This window comes from Micromonospora sp. NPDC049257 (assembly GCF_040678915.1).
GTDB lineage: Bacteria > Actinomycetota > Actinomycetes > Mycobacteriales > Micromonosporaceae > Micromonospora > Micromonospora antibiotica.
Map to the genome: position 1 here is coordinate 40902 of NZ_JBFAQU010000011.1, position 14901 is coordinate 55802.

At 75.2% G+C, this 14901-nt stretch carries 12 protein-coding genes; 2 read left to right on the forward strand and 10 right to left on the reverse strand.

The annotated features are described in order from the left end of the window. The first annotated feature begins 323 nt into the window (after positions 1-323). Complete coding sequence (locus AB0K25_RS17885) at positions 324-2273, forward strand: DUF4573 domain-containing protein (RefSeq protein ID WP_357536347.1); 1950 nt, start codon at positions 324-326, stop codon at positions 2271-2273. A 302-nt stretch (positions 2274-2575) separates the two neighbouring features. On the opposite strand, the gene AB0K25_RS17890 is transcribed toward AB0K25_RS17885, so the two are convergent. After that, positions 2576-3571, reverse strand: a complete 996-nt coding sequence (locus AB0K25_RS17890; RefSeq protein ID WP_357536197.1) for a DNA primase — start codon at positions 3569-3571, stop codon at positions 2576-2578. A 140-nt stretch (positions 3572-3711) separates the two neighbouring features. Between AB0K25_RS17890 and AB0K25_RS17895 the strand changes: the two genes are divergently transcribed. Further along, complete coding sequence (locus AB0K25_RS17895; protein WP_208568633.1) at positions 3712-4053, forward strand: helix-turn-helix transcriptional regulator; 342 nt, start codon at positions 3712-3714, stop codon at positions 4051-4053. A 10-nt stretch (positions 4054-4063) separates the two neighbouring features. Here the strand turns inward: AB0K25_RS17895 and AB0K25_RS17900 are convergent, their stop codons facing one another. The 9 genes from AB0K25_RS17900 to AB0K25_RS17940 all read right to left on the reverse strand — a co-directional run bounded on the left by AB0K25_RS17900 (position 4064) and on the right by AB0K25_RS17940 (position 14899). Then, positions 4064-4732 carry a permease prefix domain 1-containing protein gene (locus AB0K25_RS17900; RefSeq protein ID WP_357536199.1) on the reverse strand — a complete coding sequence of 223 codons (669 nt, stop codon included), beginning with the start codon at positions 4730-4732 and terminating at the stop codon, positions 4064-4066. 103 nt (positions 4733-4835) lie between these two features. After that, positions 4836-6749 (reverse strand): ATP-binding cassette domain-containing protein, encoded by a 1914-nt coding sequence (locus AB0K25_RS17905; RefSeq protein WP_357536201.1) that lies wholly within the window; start codon positions 6747-6749, stop codon positions 4836-4838. Positions 6750-6813: 64 nt separating this feature from the next. Then, positions 6814-8535, reverse strand: coding sequence for a thiol reductant ABC exporter subunit CydD (gene cydD / locus AB0K25_RS17910; protein WP_219466981.1), 1722 nt, complete (start codon positions 8533-8535; stop codon positions 6814-6816). After that, entirely contained in the window at positions 8532-9539 is a 1008-nt protein-coding gene (locus tag AB0K25_RS17915; protein ID WP_363821225.1) for a cytochrome d ubiquinol oxidase subunit II, read from the reverse strand. The genes cydD and AB0K25_RS17915 overlap by 4 nt, the downstream gene beginning before the upstream one ends. Before the next feature lie 10 nt (positions 9540-9549). Next, on the reverse strand, positions 9550-10803 hold the full coding sequence (locus tag AB0K25_RS17920) for a cytochrome ubiquinol oxidase subunit I (RefSeq protein WP_363821227.1): 1254 nt from the start codon (positions 10801-10803) through the stop codon (positions 9550-9552). Between the two features lie 307 nt (positions 10804-11110). Next, entirely contained in the window at positions 11111-12016 is a 906-nt protein-coding gene (locus AB0K25_RS17925; RefSeq protein ID WP_363821230.1) for a M56 family metallopeptidase, read from the reverse strand. Positions 12017-12026: 10 nt separating this feature from the next. Next, positions 12027-12557 (reverse strand): BlaI/MecI/CopY family transcriptional regulator, encoded by a 531-nt coding sequence (locus AB0K25_RS17930; RefSeq protein ID WP_363821232.1) that lies wholly within the window; start codon positions 12555-12557, stop codon positions 12027-12029. 100 nt (positions 12558-12657) lie between these two features. Next, entirely contained in the window at positions 12658-13482 is an 825-nt protein-coding gene (locus tag AB0K25_RS17935; RefSeq protein ID WP_363821235.1) for an aldehyde dehydrogenase family protein, read from the reverse strand. Then, positions 13475-14899: an aldehyde dehydrogenase family protein gene (locus AB0K25_RS17940; protein ID WP_208568670.1), complete on the reverse strand. Its 1425-nt coding sequence runs from the start codon at positions 14897-14899 to the stop codon at positions 13475-13477. The genes AB0K25_RS17935 and AB0K25_RS17940 overlap by 8 nt, the downstream gene beginning before the upstream one ends. Positions 14900-14901: the final 2 nt, after the last annotated feature.

Here is a 14901-nt window from a genome sequence, read left to right on the forward strand (position 1 = left end):
TCCTGCCCACGACGCCAACCCCGGAAGTAGCCGGTGGTGTTCTCGGCGAGGCTCGCGGCGTCCCGGACGATCCGCAGCGGACGCTCCTCGCGCAGCGGCGAGCCGGGAACGAGGTTGGCCTGGGGGACCCGTTTGGGTAGCCCGGCCGAGGTTTCCGCACCCACCGCCGGCTGGGCGACCTTTTCGGCGGCCTGCCAGCCGGTGTCCGCGGTGGACGACCACTCCAGGTCGCTCTCGTCGCCGTGCCCGACGAACCACGCCGACTTCGCCTGGGCGAAGATCAACAGGTCGCCGTCGCCCTCGTCGGAGACCGGTGGCGGGCGGTGCTCCATCGGCGCGGGACGGCGTTCGACCGGCTCCGGTCGCCGCTCCAGGCCCGGCCGCTCGCTGCGTGCCGGCCGCTCGGGCCGGTCGAGAAGTTCCGGCCGCTCGGACCGCTCCGGCCGCTCCAACCGCTCGGGCCGGTCGAGACGCTCCGGCCGCTCGGACCGCTCCAACCGCTCCGGCCGGTCCAGGCGCTCGGCCCGCTCGGGCCGGTCCAGGCGTGCCGGACGGTCGACCCGGGTGGGGCGGTCCAGATGCTCCGGCCGGTCGAGGCGCTCGGCGCGGTCAACCCGGCTGGGCCGACCGGGACGGCCGGCCTCCTCCCGGTCGACCAACCGCAGCGGGGGAGTGTCCAGGTGCGGATCGGCGGGGGCGTCCAAGCCGTCCCGCAACGCCCGGTCGGCCAGCGGTGGCGGCTCCACCAGCCGCAACATCGGCGGCTCCGGGGGCAGGTCGTCGGCCAGCCAGGGCGGGGTGATCCGGCGTCCGGCACCCGGGTCGGCGGGGGCGTCGCCCGCCCGCCCGGCCCGCTCACCATAGGCCGGCACCACCGGGTTGTTGGCCGAGCTGTCGCCCGGATTCTCCGGGTTGTTGACCAGGGGCCAGTTCGCCCGCGAACCCGGCGCGGCGGTGGGCTCCGGCTCGGGGCGGGTGATCGGCACCGGGACGTTCAGGTCCGTCGCGCTGAACCCACCAGTGGGCGTCGAGAGGGCGCCGGTGGTCTTGGGCCGGGGTGGGATCACGGTGCGTTGCCGCTCGGCCCGTGCGTTGTTGATCGCGGCGGTGGTCAGCGTCGGCCGGAACGGCTCACCGGCCTCGGCGGGCGGCACGTTGCCGCGCTGTGCCGGGGCGATCGGGGTGATCCCCGGAGGAGGCGGTGGCGGAGCCGAGACGGGCCGGTTCGCCGGGGCGTCCATCCCGCGCCTGATCGGCGGAATCATGGTGGTCGGTGCGTCCGAACCCCCACGTCGGCCCGGCGGCATGCCCTGGTCCGTACGCGCGGGTGGTGCCGAGGTCGGCAGGTTGGCGGCGGCAGCCGGGGTCACCGGTTGGGGGGCCACCGGCGGTGGGGCGATCGGGGCGGGGGCCACCGGCGGCGGCCCGAGCGGTCGGGGCGTGACCGGCATCGCTCCGCCGGGGACCGGCTCGGGACGGCTCCGCCGCCCGGTCGGTACCGGCGGGGCCGGCTCTGCGGTCCGGACCGGCCGCAGGCCGGGACCGGTGCCACTGATGCCGGTCAGCTCGCCGACCTGCTCGCCCCGGCGGGCGGCAGCCCGGCGGCCGGGCATGGGACTCGGGGCGCTGACCCGGGTGCTGAGCGCGCCCACCAGGGCCTCGCAGCCGGCGTCACAGGCGCGCACCGCAGCGACCGACTGCCGGACGGTCTCGGCGACGGCGGACGTGAGCGCCCGGTTGACGGTGGCCCGGCGCGGGGTCTCGGAGATGGCGACCCGCAGCGCGGTGACCGCCGCCTCGATCTCCCCGGCCTCGGCCACCCCGTCGGCGGTGAGGTGTGCGGTGACCGCCTCGGCGGCGACCGACATGTCGCGGCCCCGGGCCGCCGTGCCGGTGAGCATGTTCGGCTCGGGCAGCGCGTCGAGGACGGCCAACGCCACCGGATCAGCCGGGTCCGGGTACGCCCGCAGGGCGGCCGGATACAACTCGCGGAGCACCTCGCGCAGGGCCACGGCGGCGGAGTGCCGGCCGCTGGACAGGGCGGCGTGCGCGGCGAGGACCTGCTTGAAGCCGGCCAGGTCCCGGGGAGCCGGCAGGGTGACTGCGGAGAGCGCGCCGGCCTGGAGGGCGCGGGCCAGGCCCACCGCCCGCCGCTCGGCCGGCGCGGACTGCATCTCCTCCAAGGAGTCGTCGTCGGCGAACCGCTCGGCGAAGTCGTCGACCGAGTCGTCGTCGGCGATCGCCAGCGGACGGCCCGCCGCGCTCAGCAGTGAGGTGACCGTGTGGTCGTCGCTGTCGGCCGCGATCGCCACGCCGCTCGGCCCGCCCGACCGTTCCACGAGCAGCGTGACGAGCTGGGCGTAACCCGCCGCGTCGTCGCTGATCTCGTAGACGTGCAGCAGACGGCCTGCGTCGTCGACCACGGCGGACGTCAGCGTCGATCCGGCCGAGGCCGGTCGGTCGGCCGGATCTGCCGAGGCCAGACCGCAGTACACGCGCACGAGCGCCACGGCGTCGTCCTCCTCCCGGGACACAGGTCTATTCTCTGCCAGCCACTGATGCTCCCCGTTCGGGGTCAGTCGCGCCAGTCCACGACGGCAGAGATCTTGCCGACAATGGTGCGCCACCCCAAGCTTGCGGTCTGGGCACCGATTTTCTTCAGCCGCCTACGGCCGAGAAATCCACCGACTCCGCCGTTGACAGAAGCGCGCAGCGCCTCGTCGAGATCGTCCAGGCTGGAGCCGGCCGAGAGCATGTCCAGCACGGCGGGTAGCCGCAGCGCGTACGACAGGTCACGGGCGACCTCGCCGGCCTCGATCAGCAGGGTCGGGTCCCACGTGTCGTGCCCACCGCGCAGGTTCTCCACGACCAGGTCGAGTTCGTAGGTGTCCTCGTCGCGCGGGGCGATGTCGGCCGGCTCCACCCGTTCGGACAGTTCATTCCAACCGTCCAGTTGAGACAGGTCGTTGGGTGCCCCGGAGCGGATGAAACTGACGAGCGACTCGGGCGTCTTGAACAGCAGCAGCCGGCCCTTGTGGCTCAGGAAGACCGGCACCTCCTCGTCGCCGTCGGTGTCGTCGTCGTCCGCGTCCTCGTCGGCGTCCGAGGCGTCGGTGTCGTCGTCGGCGTCCGAGGCGTCGGCGTCGAGGGTGTCGGTGCCCGTGCCGCCGGCGCGCTTGCCGTCGCTCACGCCCTTACGGTCCGCGTCGTCCTCGTCCTCGGCGGAGAGTGCGGCGAACTCCTCGTCGAGGATCACCACCTCGTCGTCGTCCTCGGCCTCGACGACCTGGCGGCGGGCCAGGAAGGGGTCGTCCTCGTCGCGCTCGGCGACGTCCGTCGGGGTCAGCTCGCGTGCCGCCCGGTACGCCCGGAGGGTGAAACCGGTGCCGGCGGGCAGGGCGATCTCGACCGGATCGATGCTCAGCTCGTCCCAGAGCGAGCGGTCGGCCGGGCCGGACTCCACGTCGGGCCCGGTCGGCCCATCGGTGTCGCCGAGCTCGGGTTCGTCGGCGTCGGGCCGTTGGGGCGACTGGCGGGCCACGCTGACCTCCGTGTGCGTCGGGTTACCCACTCGGCGGCATGCGGTCGCCGAGTGACTCTGGGCACATACCCTAATGGGCGGCCGGCCGTGGGCCGACCCCGCACCCCGGCGAGGCCCGGGAACCCGTGCCTGCTGGCGGTCCGGGCGGCTGACAAGTAGCGTTGCTACGTATGAAGGCTCAGGCGTTGCACGGCCACCTCGACGCCCTGTTGCTGGCCGTGCTGGAGCAGGGCGAACTGCACGGCTACGCGGTCATCGAGGCGCTGCGCGCCCGCAGCGCGGGCCAGCTCGATCTGCCGACCGGCACCATCTATCCGGCGTTGCGTCGGTTGGAGCGGGCCGGTCACGTGGCCAGTTCCTGGAGCACGGTCAACGGTCGGGAGCGGCGGACGTACCGGCTCACCGACTCCGGTCGGGCGTCGCTGGCCGGCGAACGGGCCGGGTGGCGCGAGTTCAGTGCCACCGTCGGCCGGTTCCTCGACCCTGCCGGCCCGCCCGCCACGCCGGCCTGACCCCGCAGCGTCAGCGGGTGGCGACCAGCCAGAAGCGGGTGGCCCGGAAGAGCGCGAAGTGGGCGGCCCCGGCCAGCACCGCGCCGACGATCATCGGAGGCCAGGTCAGGGCGGCCTCCCACAGCGCGATCGACCAGCCGAAGAGGGCCACCCCGGCGACCGCGCCGAGGGTGAGGGTGCCGGTCAGTCCCCAGCCGAGCAGCCGGTTCACGGATGTGCCGGCCCGACCGCGACGGGCCGCCCAACGCCCGGACACCAGGGCGGCCAGCGCGACCGTGGCCACGGTCAGCCAGATGCCGTGCATCGATCCGGCGAGCACCTGGTAGCCGGCGGGCGGGGGCGGCCCACCGCTCCAGCTCGACCCCTGCCAGGTCAGGTCACCGCAGGCCACCAGCAGCACGGCGATCACCAGCGCCCGCCGGGCCAACCCGCGCAGCGTCCCGGCGGCCAACTCCGCCTGGTAGGCCGGAGCAAGTTCGGCAGGCGAGCCGAAGTCGACCACGGCCCGCCGTTCGGCCTCCCGCGCCGGCAGGCCACCGTCCCGGTACGCCTCGGCGGCGTCGTCCAGCGCGTCCCGTACCTCGCGGATCAGTTCGGTCCGTAGCCGCGTCGGACCGTGCAGTCGGGACTCCAGATCCCGCAGCCGCTCGTCGATTCCTACCTCGTCGCAGGCGCGCATGGCATCACCCTGCCACGACCGGGCGGGCCGCGCGTCGGGGAGATTCCCGGACCCGGGCTCCGGTGTGGGGCGGCTCCGGGACACGGGTCGGGGGTCGGCTCGTTCAGGGCGTCAGCGTCAGGTATCCGCGCTCGGCGGCCTCCTGGAGCACCCACTGGTCCCGGTACCAGCCGGCGGTGGTGACCAGATCGGCGTGCCGCCCTCGCTGGACGATCCGGCCGGCGTCCAGGACCACGACCTCGTCCATCCCGGACAGGCCGCTGAGCCGGTGGCTGATCAGCAGCACGGAGTGCCCGGCGGGGGTGGCTGCCAGCACTCCGGCGAGTACCGCGTCGGCGGCGACCGGGTCGAGACCCTCGGTCGGTTCGTCCAGCACCAGGACGCCGGGCGCGGCGAGCAGTGCCCGGGCCAGCGCGAGCCGCTGCCGCTGCCCGCCGGAGAGCTGACCGCCCTCCTCGCCGACCATGGTGTCCCAACCGTCGGGCTGTTCCGTCACCCAGTCCAGCAGGCCGGCGGCGCGGGTCGCCGCGGCCAGCTCGGCCTCGTCCGCGTCGGGCCGGCCCAGCAGCAGGTTCTCCCGCACCGACGCGTGGAAGACGTACGCCTCGGCGAACAGGCCGCCGATCGCCCGGGGCAGTTCCTCGGGCGGGTACGCCGACACGTCCCGACCGGCCAGGGTGACCCGGCCGGTGTCGGGTCGTACCGCCCCGGTCAGCACCGCGGCCAGGGTGCTCTTGCCGGCGCCGCTCGGCCCGACGACCGCGATCCGGCGGCCGGCGGGCAGGTCGAGGTCGAATCCGGCGAGGGCGGGCGCGGCCCCCTCCCGGTACCGGACGACGACCCCGTCGAACCGCACGTCGCGCGCCGCCGCCCCCACGCCCCCCGGGCCATCGGCGGCCACCAGGCCGCCGTCCCCCGGAGCACCGCCGTCCCCCGGAGCACCGCCGTCCCCCGGAGCACCGCCGTCCCCCGGAGCACCGCCGTCCCCCGGAGCACCGCCGTCCCCCGGAGCACCGGCGACTGCCGGGCCAGCGGCGGCCCCCGGGCCGGCCGCGCCGGTGGGGTCGTCGAGCAGGGCGGCGACCCGGGACAGGCCCGCGCGGAGCTGGGTCCACTGTCGGGCCGCGCCGACCAGCGCCAACGTGATCTCCACCGCGGCGAGGGTGCCGACGGCGAGCACCCCCACCAGCACCCCGGCCACGTCGGCGCGGAGGGCGGCGAGCACCACCCCGGCGGCGGTCAGTCCGGCCACCAGCACCCCGGCAGCGTCCACCGCGAATCCGGTCGCGGCGAGCCGGCGCTCCAGCCGGGCCAGCCGGTCGGCGCGGCGGGTCGCGGCCCTCAGTGCCTGGCCGGTGGCCCCGAAGGCGGCCAGGTCGGCGGCACCGTGGGTGAGGTCGACGGCGTCGGTGGCGAGCGCCCCGCGCAGCGGTGCCACCTCGTCGGCGGCCCGACGGGTCAGCGCGGTGGCCAGCACCGGCAGTGCCACCCCGGTGACCAGCAGCCCGACCGCGAGCACCCCGGCCGAGGGCAGCGAGATCAGGGCGGCCCCACCGACGGCGAGCACCCCGACCAGGGCGGCTGCCGCCCCGGGCACGAGCACCCGGAGCAGCAGGTCCTGCACCGCCTCGACGTCGGAGACCAGCCGGCTCAGAGCGTCCCCGGTGCGCTGGCCGGCCGGGGTGGGCCGGGCGGCGAGGGTGGCGAAGACCCGGGCCCGGACGTCGGTGACCAGGCGGAGCACGGCGTCGTGTCCGGCGAGCCGTTCGGTGTAGCGCAGCACGCCCCGGCTGACCGCCAGCGCCCGGACGGCCACGATGGCGACCGTCAGCCGGTCCAGCGGTGGCTGGCCGGCGGCGCTCATCAGCAGCCAGGTGGCGGTGGCCATCAGGGCCAGTCCGGCGAGTTCGGTGGCCGAGGCGAGGAGTCCGGCCCTGAGCAGTCGGCCCAGGTACGGCCGGGCCAGCCGCAGCACCACCCGTTCGGGCCGCGCGGCAGGGACGGGTCCGGGGTTCATCGGCGGGCCTCCCGCGCCAGGGAAGGGGCGGGTCGGGTCGGCGTGACGGAGGCGGGTCGGGCGCTCATCGGCCGGCCTCTGCGGCCGGGGTCAGCTCGGTCACCCGCCCGGCGGCGACGTGCAGGACCCGGTCGGCGTCCGCCAGGAGGGCCGGCCGGTGCGCCACCAGCAGGGCGGTGCGACCGGCCACCAGCCGCCGGGTGGCCGCCAGGACGATGGTCTCGCTGGCGGTGTCCAGCCGGGCGGTCGGCTCGTCGAGCAGGACGAGCGGGGCGTCCCGGAGGAAGGCGCGGGCCAGGGCGACCCGCTGCCGTTGACCGCTGGACAGCCCGTGGCCGCGCTCGCCGAGCAGGGTGCCCAGCCCGTCGGGCAGGGCCGTCACCACGTCGTCCAGCGCGGCGTCGGTGACCGCGCGGGTCAGGGTGGCGTCCGGGGTGTCGGGGGAGCCCAGCCGGATGTTGTCGGCAAGCGTGGCGGCGAAGAGGTGGGCCCGCTGCGGCACCCAGGCGATCTGCCGACGCCAGTCGTCGGGGTCGACGTCGGCCAGGTCGACCCCGGCGACGGTGATCCGGCCGGCGGTGGGCGTGACGAAGCCGAGCAGCAGGCCGAGCAGGGTGCTCTTGCCGGCGCCGCTCGGCCCGACGACGGCGATCCGTTCGCCCGGTCGGATGGTGAGTGTGACGTCCCGCAACGCGGTGGTCCGCTCGTAGGCGACGGTGACGTCGGTGAACACGATCTCGCCCGCCCCGGACGGCGTACCGACGCGTGCCCCGACCCCCGCCGGGCCGGCCGGCACGCCGGCGGCGGGGCCCTCGGTCGCCGCACCGGCCGGGCCGGTGGTGACGGCGGAGACGGTCAGCGCCTCGTCCAGCGCGGTGAGCCCTTCCATGCTGGCGTGGAAGCGGCTGCCGGCGGCCCGCAACGGCAGGTACGCCTCCGGCGTGAGCAGCAGCACCAGCAGCGCGGTGGCCAGGGTGATGCCGCCGTCGAGCAGCCGGATGCCGACCGGCACCGCGACCAGCGCCACCGACAGGGTGGCGACCAGTTCCAGCACCAGCGCGGAGAGGAAGGCGATCCGCAGGGTCTTCATGGTGGCGATCCGGTGCCCGTCGGCCATCCGGCGGACCACCTCGGTCTGTGTCCGGGCCCGGCCGAACGCGCGCAGGGTGGGCAGCCCGGCCACCATGTCGAGGAAGTGCCCGCCGAGCATCGACAGCCGCCGCCACTGCCGTTCGGTGGCGGCCTGGGCCTGCCAGCCGAGCAGCGCGCCGAAGACCGGGATCAGCGGGATGGTGAGCACGATGATCAGGGCCGAGCTCCAGTCGGCGAAGACCAGCCGGGCCAGCACGGCGGCCGGCACGGTGACGCTGAGCACGAGCTGGGGGAGGTAGCCGGTGAAGTAGGCGTCCAGCGCGTCGAGGCCGCGCCCGGTGAGTGTGGCGAGCTGGCCGGCCCGCTGGCCGGCGACCCAGCCGGGCCCGTGCCGGCCGACGGCGGCCAGCAGGTCGGCGCGGAGGGTGGCCTTCACGGTGGCGGCGGCCCGTGCGGCGGCGGTGCCCTGCCCCCAGGTGACCAGGGCCCGACCGCCGACGGCGGCGACGAAACCGGCCAGCGCGGTGGTGTCCAGCCGGCCGTCGATGGCGGTCGCGAGCACCGTGGCCAGGGCGGTGGCCTGCGCGACGACCAGCAGCGCGGTGAGCCCGCCGAGGGCGGCGAGCACGGCGAGGTCGCGCCGGGCCGCGGGGACCCGGCGCAGCAGACGCGGGTCGAAGGGACGGCGGTTCACCAGTACACCGGTGCCCTGCCGTCGGTCCGTCCCCGGAACACCCACCAGCACATTGCCTGGAAGCCTAGTAGGGCCGGCAGGAGGGGCAGCAGCAGCCAGCCCAGCAGCTGCAACGTCGGCCCGCTGGCCGCCGCGTCGGTGACGCCGACGGTGGCCGCCGGGTCGACCGTGGAGACCAGCACGGCCGGCCAACGGGCCACCCCGACCAGCGCCACCGGCAGCGCCAGGGCCGTGCCGGTGGCGGCCAGGGCCACCCCGGGCCGGCCCCGGTGCAGCGCCGCGCGGGCCGCAACCAGCGCCCCGACCAGCGCCACCAGCAGCAGTACGGCGGGAAGCGGCTGGCTGGTCGCTGCGCGTACCCGGTCGGAGAGCAGGCCCAGCGCGGCGGCCGTGGTGACGGCGGCGAGCGACCCGACGAGCAGCCGGCGGGCCAGCCGGGCGGTCACCGGGGCGTCGGCGGTCGGCAGCCGCAGGGTGAGGAAGGTCGCACCGTGCGCGGCGACGAGGACGAGCAGGGCGAGCCCGGTGGCGGCGACGAACGGGGTGGCCAGGTGGCTCTGCCCGGCGACGTGACCGTAGGTGTCGATCGGCAGGCCCTGGAGCAGCCCGGCGAGCAGTGCGCCCCAGCCGAACACGGCGAGTGCGCTGCCGACCACGACCACCCGGTCCCAGCCCCGGCGGGCGGCCGGCCCGGTCGGCCGACTGCGCTGCTGCACCCCGGCGGTGACCAGGATCACCCCGGCCAGCGCTCCGGCCACGGCGGGGTAGTAGCCGGAGAGGAGTTCGCCCTCCAGGGTGGGGAAGACGCCGAAGAGGATGCCGACGGCGGCCACCAGCCACACCTCGTTGCCGAGGAAGAAGGGGCCGAGCGCGGTGAGCCCGGCGCGGTGGGCGGCCGGGGTGTCCCGCCGGGCGAGCAGCAGCCCGACGCCGTAGTCGTAGCCGGCGAGGACGAGGTAGCCGGCGAAGAGGAGGCCGAGCAGGGCGTACCAGAGGAGGGGCATCGGGGTCCTCTCAGGCGAAGGCGCGGGCCGGCCGGGGTTCGTCGTCGTCGAGGACGCCGGGCGGGCGGCCGAGCGCCGGGTCGGTGGCGCCCCGGGCGGCGTGCCGGGCGAGCAGCGTCCAGTTGGTGACGGCGAGGGTGCCGAGCAGCAGGCTGAAACCGATCAGTGAGGCGAGCATCAGGCCCGGGTCGACGTCGGAGACGGCCCGGTCGGTGGGGAGCAACCCGTACGCGGCCCAGGGCTGCCGGCCGACCTCCCGGGCGAGCCAGCCGAGGATGACCGCGACGAAGGGCAGTGGCAGGGCGCACAGGGTCAGCCAGAGCGGGAAGCGCAGCCGGATCACCAGGTCCCGCCAGAGCAGCGGCAGTAGCAGCCAGACGCAGCCCAGGGTGAACCCGATGAGGATCATGAAGCCGAGCCCGACGTTGGACAGCGCAGGCGGGGTGTAGTCACCGGGGCCGAACCGGGTGGTCCACTCGGCGATCCGGGCATCGGCGGTCGGGCCGGCGTCGAACTTGGTGGGTTGCAGGTCGCCGACCGGGCCGAACTGGGCGAAGCCGAACCCCTGCACCAGGCTGACCGACAGGGCGGCGGTGACCAGCCCGATCCGCAGCGAGGTGCGGTGCAGGGCGAAGTCGGCGGTCCGTCGGATCAGGTGCCAGGCGCTGACCGAGGCCATCAGCATGCCGCCGGTGAGCAGGCTGGCGGCGATCACGTGGCCCAGCGCCATGCCGAGGGTGGGGTTGGTGAGCAACGCTCCGAAGTCGGTCAGGTGGGCGACCCCGTCACGCACCCGGTAGCCCACCGGGTGCTGGAGCCAGGCGTTCGCCACCATGATCCAGAAAGCCGAGGCGTACGCGGTGAGCGCGACCCCCCAGAGCAGCGCCAGGTGTACGCCGCGCCGCAGCCGGTGCCAGCCGAAGATCCACATGCCGAGGAACGTCGACTCCAGGAAGAACGCCACGAGCGTCTCGATCGCCAGCGGGGCCCCGAAGACGTTGCCGACGTAGCGCGACAGCCCGCTCCAGTTCAGCCCGAACTGGAACTCCAGCAGGATGCCGCTGGCGATGCCGAGCACGTAGTTGATCACGTAGAGCTGGCCCCAGAACCGGGTCAGCCGTTCCCACTGCGGGTTGCCGGTGACGAACCAGGCGGTCTGCATGCCGACCAGCAGGGTGACCAGCCCGAGGGTGACCGCCACGAAGAGGAAGTGGATCGAGGTGGTGGTGGCGAACTGGAGGCGCGCGAGGAGCAGGGTGTCCATGACCGCTCTCTAACGTAGTCCCGCTTTTCGTAGGCAGCCTACACGTAGCCCCGCTACCTATCCATCCGCACGGCATCGCCGCCAACTCCGGCGGACGGGACGGATCAGGCAGGCAGGGCGCGATCGGCGGGGCAGGGCGCAGCCGATCCAGCCGGGTGGTCGCCGGCTGCGCGGTCTGCTGACCGACCAGCGCGACCGGGCCGCCGCCCTGGTCCGTGGTCCGGCGGCGTGCGGCGGTCCGGCGGCGTGCGACGGTCCGGCGGCGTGCGGCGGTTCGGCGGCGCGCGGTCGGTCCGGCCGGCTGCGGTCAGCTCAGGAAGAGGGAGATCGGGAGGGCGGCCAGGGTGGTGGTCACCGCCAGCGCGGCGGCCCCGAGCAGCCGGGGCGGCCGGTCGGCGACCAGCAGCCGCTGCATCCGGACGTCGAGGTCGCGGTCGCCCATGCCGAGCGCGCCGGCCGGGGTGACCCGGTGCCCGGCGGCGGCGAACCGGCGCAGCGCACCCGCCAGCGGGGCGTCGGCGTGCAGCTCGCGGGCCTTGTCGTCGGCCCGCATCTCGACCAGCAGGGCCACCCGCTCGTGGGCGGCGCGGACCCACCGGAACCACGGCAGCGCCCGGCACAGCGCGGTGAACGGCAACAGCACCAGGTCGTGGCGCTCCTGGGCGTGCGCCCGCTCGTGGGCGAGCACCGCCGCCAGCTCGGCCCGGTCCAGCAGGCTGAGCGTGCCGGCGCTGACCACCACCCGGGGGCGCACCCCGGGCAGGCAGTACGCGGCGGCACCGGGGTGGTCGAGGACCAGCGCGCCGGGAATCGTCGGGTCCCGGCGGGCGACCAGGGTGAGCAGGTCCCGGTGCCGACGCTGGGCGGTCACGGCGGCGTGCACGCTACGGACGGTGGTGCCGAGCAGCACCGCGCCGATGCCGAAGCCGACCCCGACCAGACCCAGGTGGACGGCGGTCACCCCGGCCGGCAGGGTGCCGTGGGCCAGGTCGTCGGCGAGGGCCAGCAACGCCCCGCCGGTCGGCCGGTCGTACGCGGTCAGCCCGAGCGCCATCGGCAGGCCCATCGCGGACAGGCCGAGGGCCAGCCCGACCGCCTGCCAGCAGACGATCGCGACCCGGGGGGCCCGCCACGTCCAGGTGGAGCCGGCCAACACCTGCGCGGTCAGCCAGCAGGCCAGGATCGCCCCGGCGAAGTGCACGGCGTACGCCATGGTGGCCGCCCTACCGGTCCGTCGCCTCGTCGGCGGTCCGGGCCCGGCCGGTGCGGGGGTCCCCGACCCGGTCGGTCAGCCCGGCCTCGTGCCGACCCGTCGTGGAGCCGGTCGGCCGGGGTGGCGGTCCGGAGCCGGTCGCACCGGCGTCGGGTCCGGCCGGGGCGGGGCCGGTCAGCCCCGCCTCCACGCCGAGCGCCGCCCGCAGCACCTCGGCCTCGGTGCCGGTCACCGAACGGGCGAAGCGCACCAGCGCGGCGTCCCGGCTGCCGCCGAGGTCGAGGGCGTCGAGCATGAGCCGGGCGATGTGCGCCTCCCGGCTGGCGGCGGCCCGGTAGCGCCAGGCCCGCCCCTCGCGTTCCCGCTGCACCATGCCCTTGCCGGCGAGCCGGTCCAGCACGGTCATCACCGTCGTGTACGCCAACTCGCGCCCGTCCAGCGCCTCGGCGACCTCCCGCACGGTCACCCCGTCCGACGTGCCCGGGACCACGTCCCACAGCACGTCCATCACCGCCCGCTCAAGATCACCCAACCGCGTCACCAGGCAATCCTACCCCCGGTAGTACGACCGGCTGTCGGACCATGGGGCGGGCCGACGCCCCGGCCGCCCGTGCCGCCCGGCCCACCGGCGACCCGGCCGGTCAGACCCCCTTGGGGTGCCAGACCGTCTTGGTCTCCAGCAGCGCGGTCATCCGGCCCAGGCCCGGGTCGCCCGCCCAGTCGTGGTCGGCCGGGACCGGCCGGAGCACCCGCTTGAGGTTCTCCGCCGCCCCGGCCTCCAGCTCGGTCGCCAACTCCCGGTCGGTCACCCCGGCCAGGTCGATCGCGTTGACGTCCAGGTGCGCGGCGAGCGTCGGCGCGGTCTCGGTGATCCGGCCGGTGAGCAGGTTGACCACCCCACCCGGCAGGTCCGAGGTGGCCAGCACCTCGGCCAGGGTCACCGCCGCCAACGGGGCCGACGGGGAGGCCGCCACCACCACCGTGTTGCCGGTGACGATGGCCGGGGCGATCACGCCGACCAGACCGAGCAGCGCCGGGGACCCGGGTGCCACCACGGCCACCACCCCCGTCGGCTCGGGCGCGGACAGGTTGAAGTAGGGCCCGGCCACCGGGTTCGCGCCGCCGTACACCTGGGGGAGCTTGTCGGCCCAGCCGGCGTACCAGACCCAGCGGTCGACCGCCGCGTCCACCTCGCCGCCGGGGACGCCGAGCGCCACGAACTGCTCGCGGCGGCCCTCCAGCATCTCGGCCACCCGGTAGAGGATCTGACCCCGGTTGTACGCGGTCGCCCCGGACCACCCCTTGACGGCGGCGCGGGCGGCGACCACGGCGTCCCGCGCGTCCTTGCGGGAGGCCAGTGACACGTTCGAGTCCTGCACGAGATACGACCGTCCCGACTCGCTGCGCGGGAACTTCCCGCCGATGAAGAGCTTGTACGTCTTGCGTACCGCGACCCGCTCAGACATTGAGGTACCCCTCCAGCCCGTGCCGGCCACCCTCGCGGCCGTAGCCCGACTCCTTGTAGCCGCCGAACGGCGAGGTCGGGTCGAACTTGTTGAACGTGTTGGCCCAGACCACCCCGGCGCGCAGCCGGTCGGCGGTCCACAGGATGCGCGAGCCCTTGTCGGTCCAGATCCCGGCCGACAGCCCGTACGGCGTGTTGTTGGCCTTCTCCACGGCCTCGGCCGGGGTGCGGAAGGTCAGCACCGACAGCACCGGGCCGAAGATCTCCTCGCGGGCGACCCGGTGCGCCTGGGTGACCCCGGTGAAGATCGTCGGCGCGAACCAGAACCCCCGCTCGGGCAGCTCACACGGCGGCGACCAGCGCTGCGCCCCCTCGGCCGCCCCGGCGTCGGACAGTTCCCGGATGCGGGCCAGCTGGGCGGCCGAGTTGATCGCCCCGACGTCGGTGTTCTTGTCCAGCGGGTCACCGACGCGCAGCAGCGCCATCCGCCGCTTGAGCGCGTCGAGCACCTGCTCGGCGACGTTCTCCTGGACCAGCAGCCGGGAACCGGCGCAGCAGACGTGGCCCTGGTTGAAGAAGATGCCGTTGACGATCCCCTCGACGGCCTGGTCGACCGGCGCGTCGTCGTAGACGATGTTGGCGGCCTTGCCGCCCAGCTCCAGGGTGACCTTCTTGCCGGTGCCGGCCACCGACCGGGCGATGGCCTTGCCGACCTCGGTGGAGCCGGTGAAGGCGACCTTGTCCACGCCCGGGTGTTCCACCAGCGCCCGGCCGGTGTCGCCCGCGCCGGTGACGATGTTGACCACGCCGGCCGGCAGGTCGGCCTGCTGGCAGATCTCGGCGAACAGCAGCGCCGTCAGCGGGGTGGTCTCGGCGGGTTTGAGCACCACCGTGTTGCCGGCGGCGAGCGCCGGGGCGACCTTCCAGGCGAGCATGAGCAGCGGGAAGTTCCACGGGATGACCTGCGCGGCCACCCCGAGCGGTCGCGGGTCCGCGCCAAAGCCCGCGTACGGGAGCTTGTCGGCCCAGCCGGCGTAGTAGAAGAAGTGGGCGGCGACCAGCGGCAGGTCGACGTCCCGGGACTCCCGGATCGGCTTGCCGTTGTCCAGCGACTCCAGCACCGCCAGCTCACGGGAGCGTTCCTGGATGAGCCGGGCGATCCGGTACAGGTACTTGGCCCGGTCCCGGCCGGGCATCGGACCCCACACCTTGTCGTACGCCTTGCGGGCGGCGCGGACCGCGCGGTCGACGTCCTGGGCGCCGGCCCAGGTGACCTCGGCGAGCACCTCCTCGGTGGCCGGGTTGACCGTCTTGTCGAGGTTCTCGCCGTCGACGAACCTGCCGTCGATGAACAGACCGTAGGACGACCTGATGTCGACGATCGCGCGCGACTCGGGCGCAGGGGCGTATTCGAACATCA

Bases quoted from the DNA above. Each gene is read 5' to 3' on its own strand.
- AB0K25_RS17895 (WP_208568633.1), top strand. From the start codon at position 3,712: ATGAAGGCTCAGGCGTTGCACGGCCACCTCGACGCCCTGTTGCTGGCC.
- AB0K25_RS17900 (WP_357536199.1), bottom strand. From the start codon at position 4,732: ATGCGCGCCTGCGACGAGGTAGGAATCGACGAGCGGCTGCGGGATCTG.
- AB0K25_RS17905 (WP_357536201.1), bottom strand. From the start codon at position 6,749: ATGAACCCCGGACCCGTCCCTGCCGCGCGGCCCGAACGGGTGGTGCTG.
- AB0K25_RS17915 (WP_363821225.1), bottom strand. From the start codon at position 9,539: ATGCCCCTCCTCTGGTACGCCCTGCTCGGCCTCCTCTTCGCCGGCTAC.
- AB0K25_RS17920 (WP_363821227.1), bottom strand. From the start codon at position 10,803: ATGGACACCCTGCTCCTCGCGCGCCTCCAGTTCGCCACCACCACCTCG.
- AB0K25_RS17925 (WP_363821230.1), bottom strand. From the start codon at position 12,016: ATGGCGTACGCCGTGCACTTCGCCGGGGCGATCCTGGCCTGCTGGCTG.
- AB0K25_RS17935 (WP_363821235.1), bottom strand. From the start codon at position 13,482: ATGTCTGAGCGGGTCGCGGTACGCAAGACGTACAAGCTCTTCATCGGC.
- AB0K25_RS17940 (WP_208568670.1), bottom strand. From the start codon at position 14,899: ATGTTCGAATACGCCCCTGCGCCCGAGTCGCGCGCGATCGTCGACATC.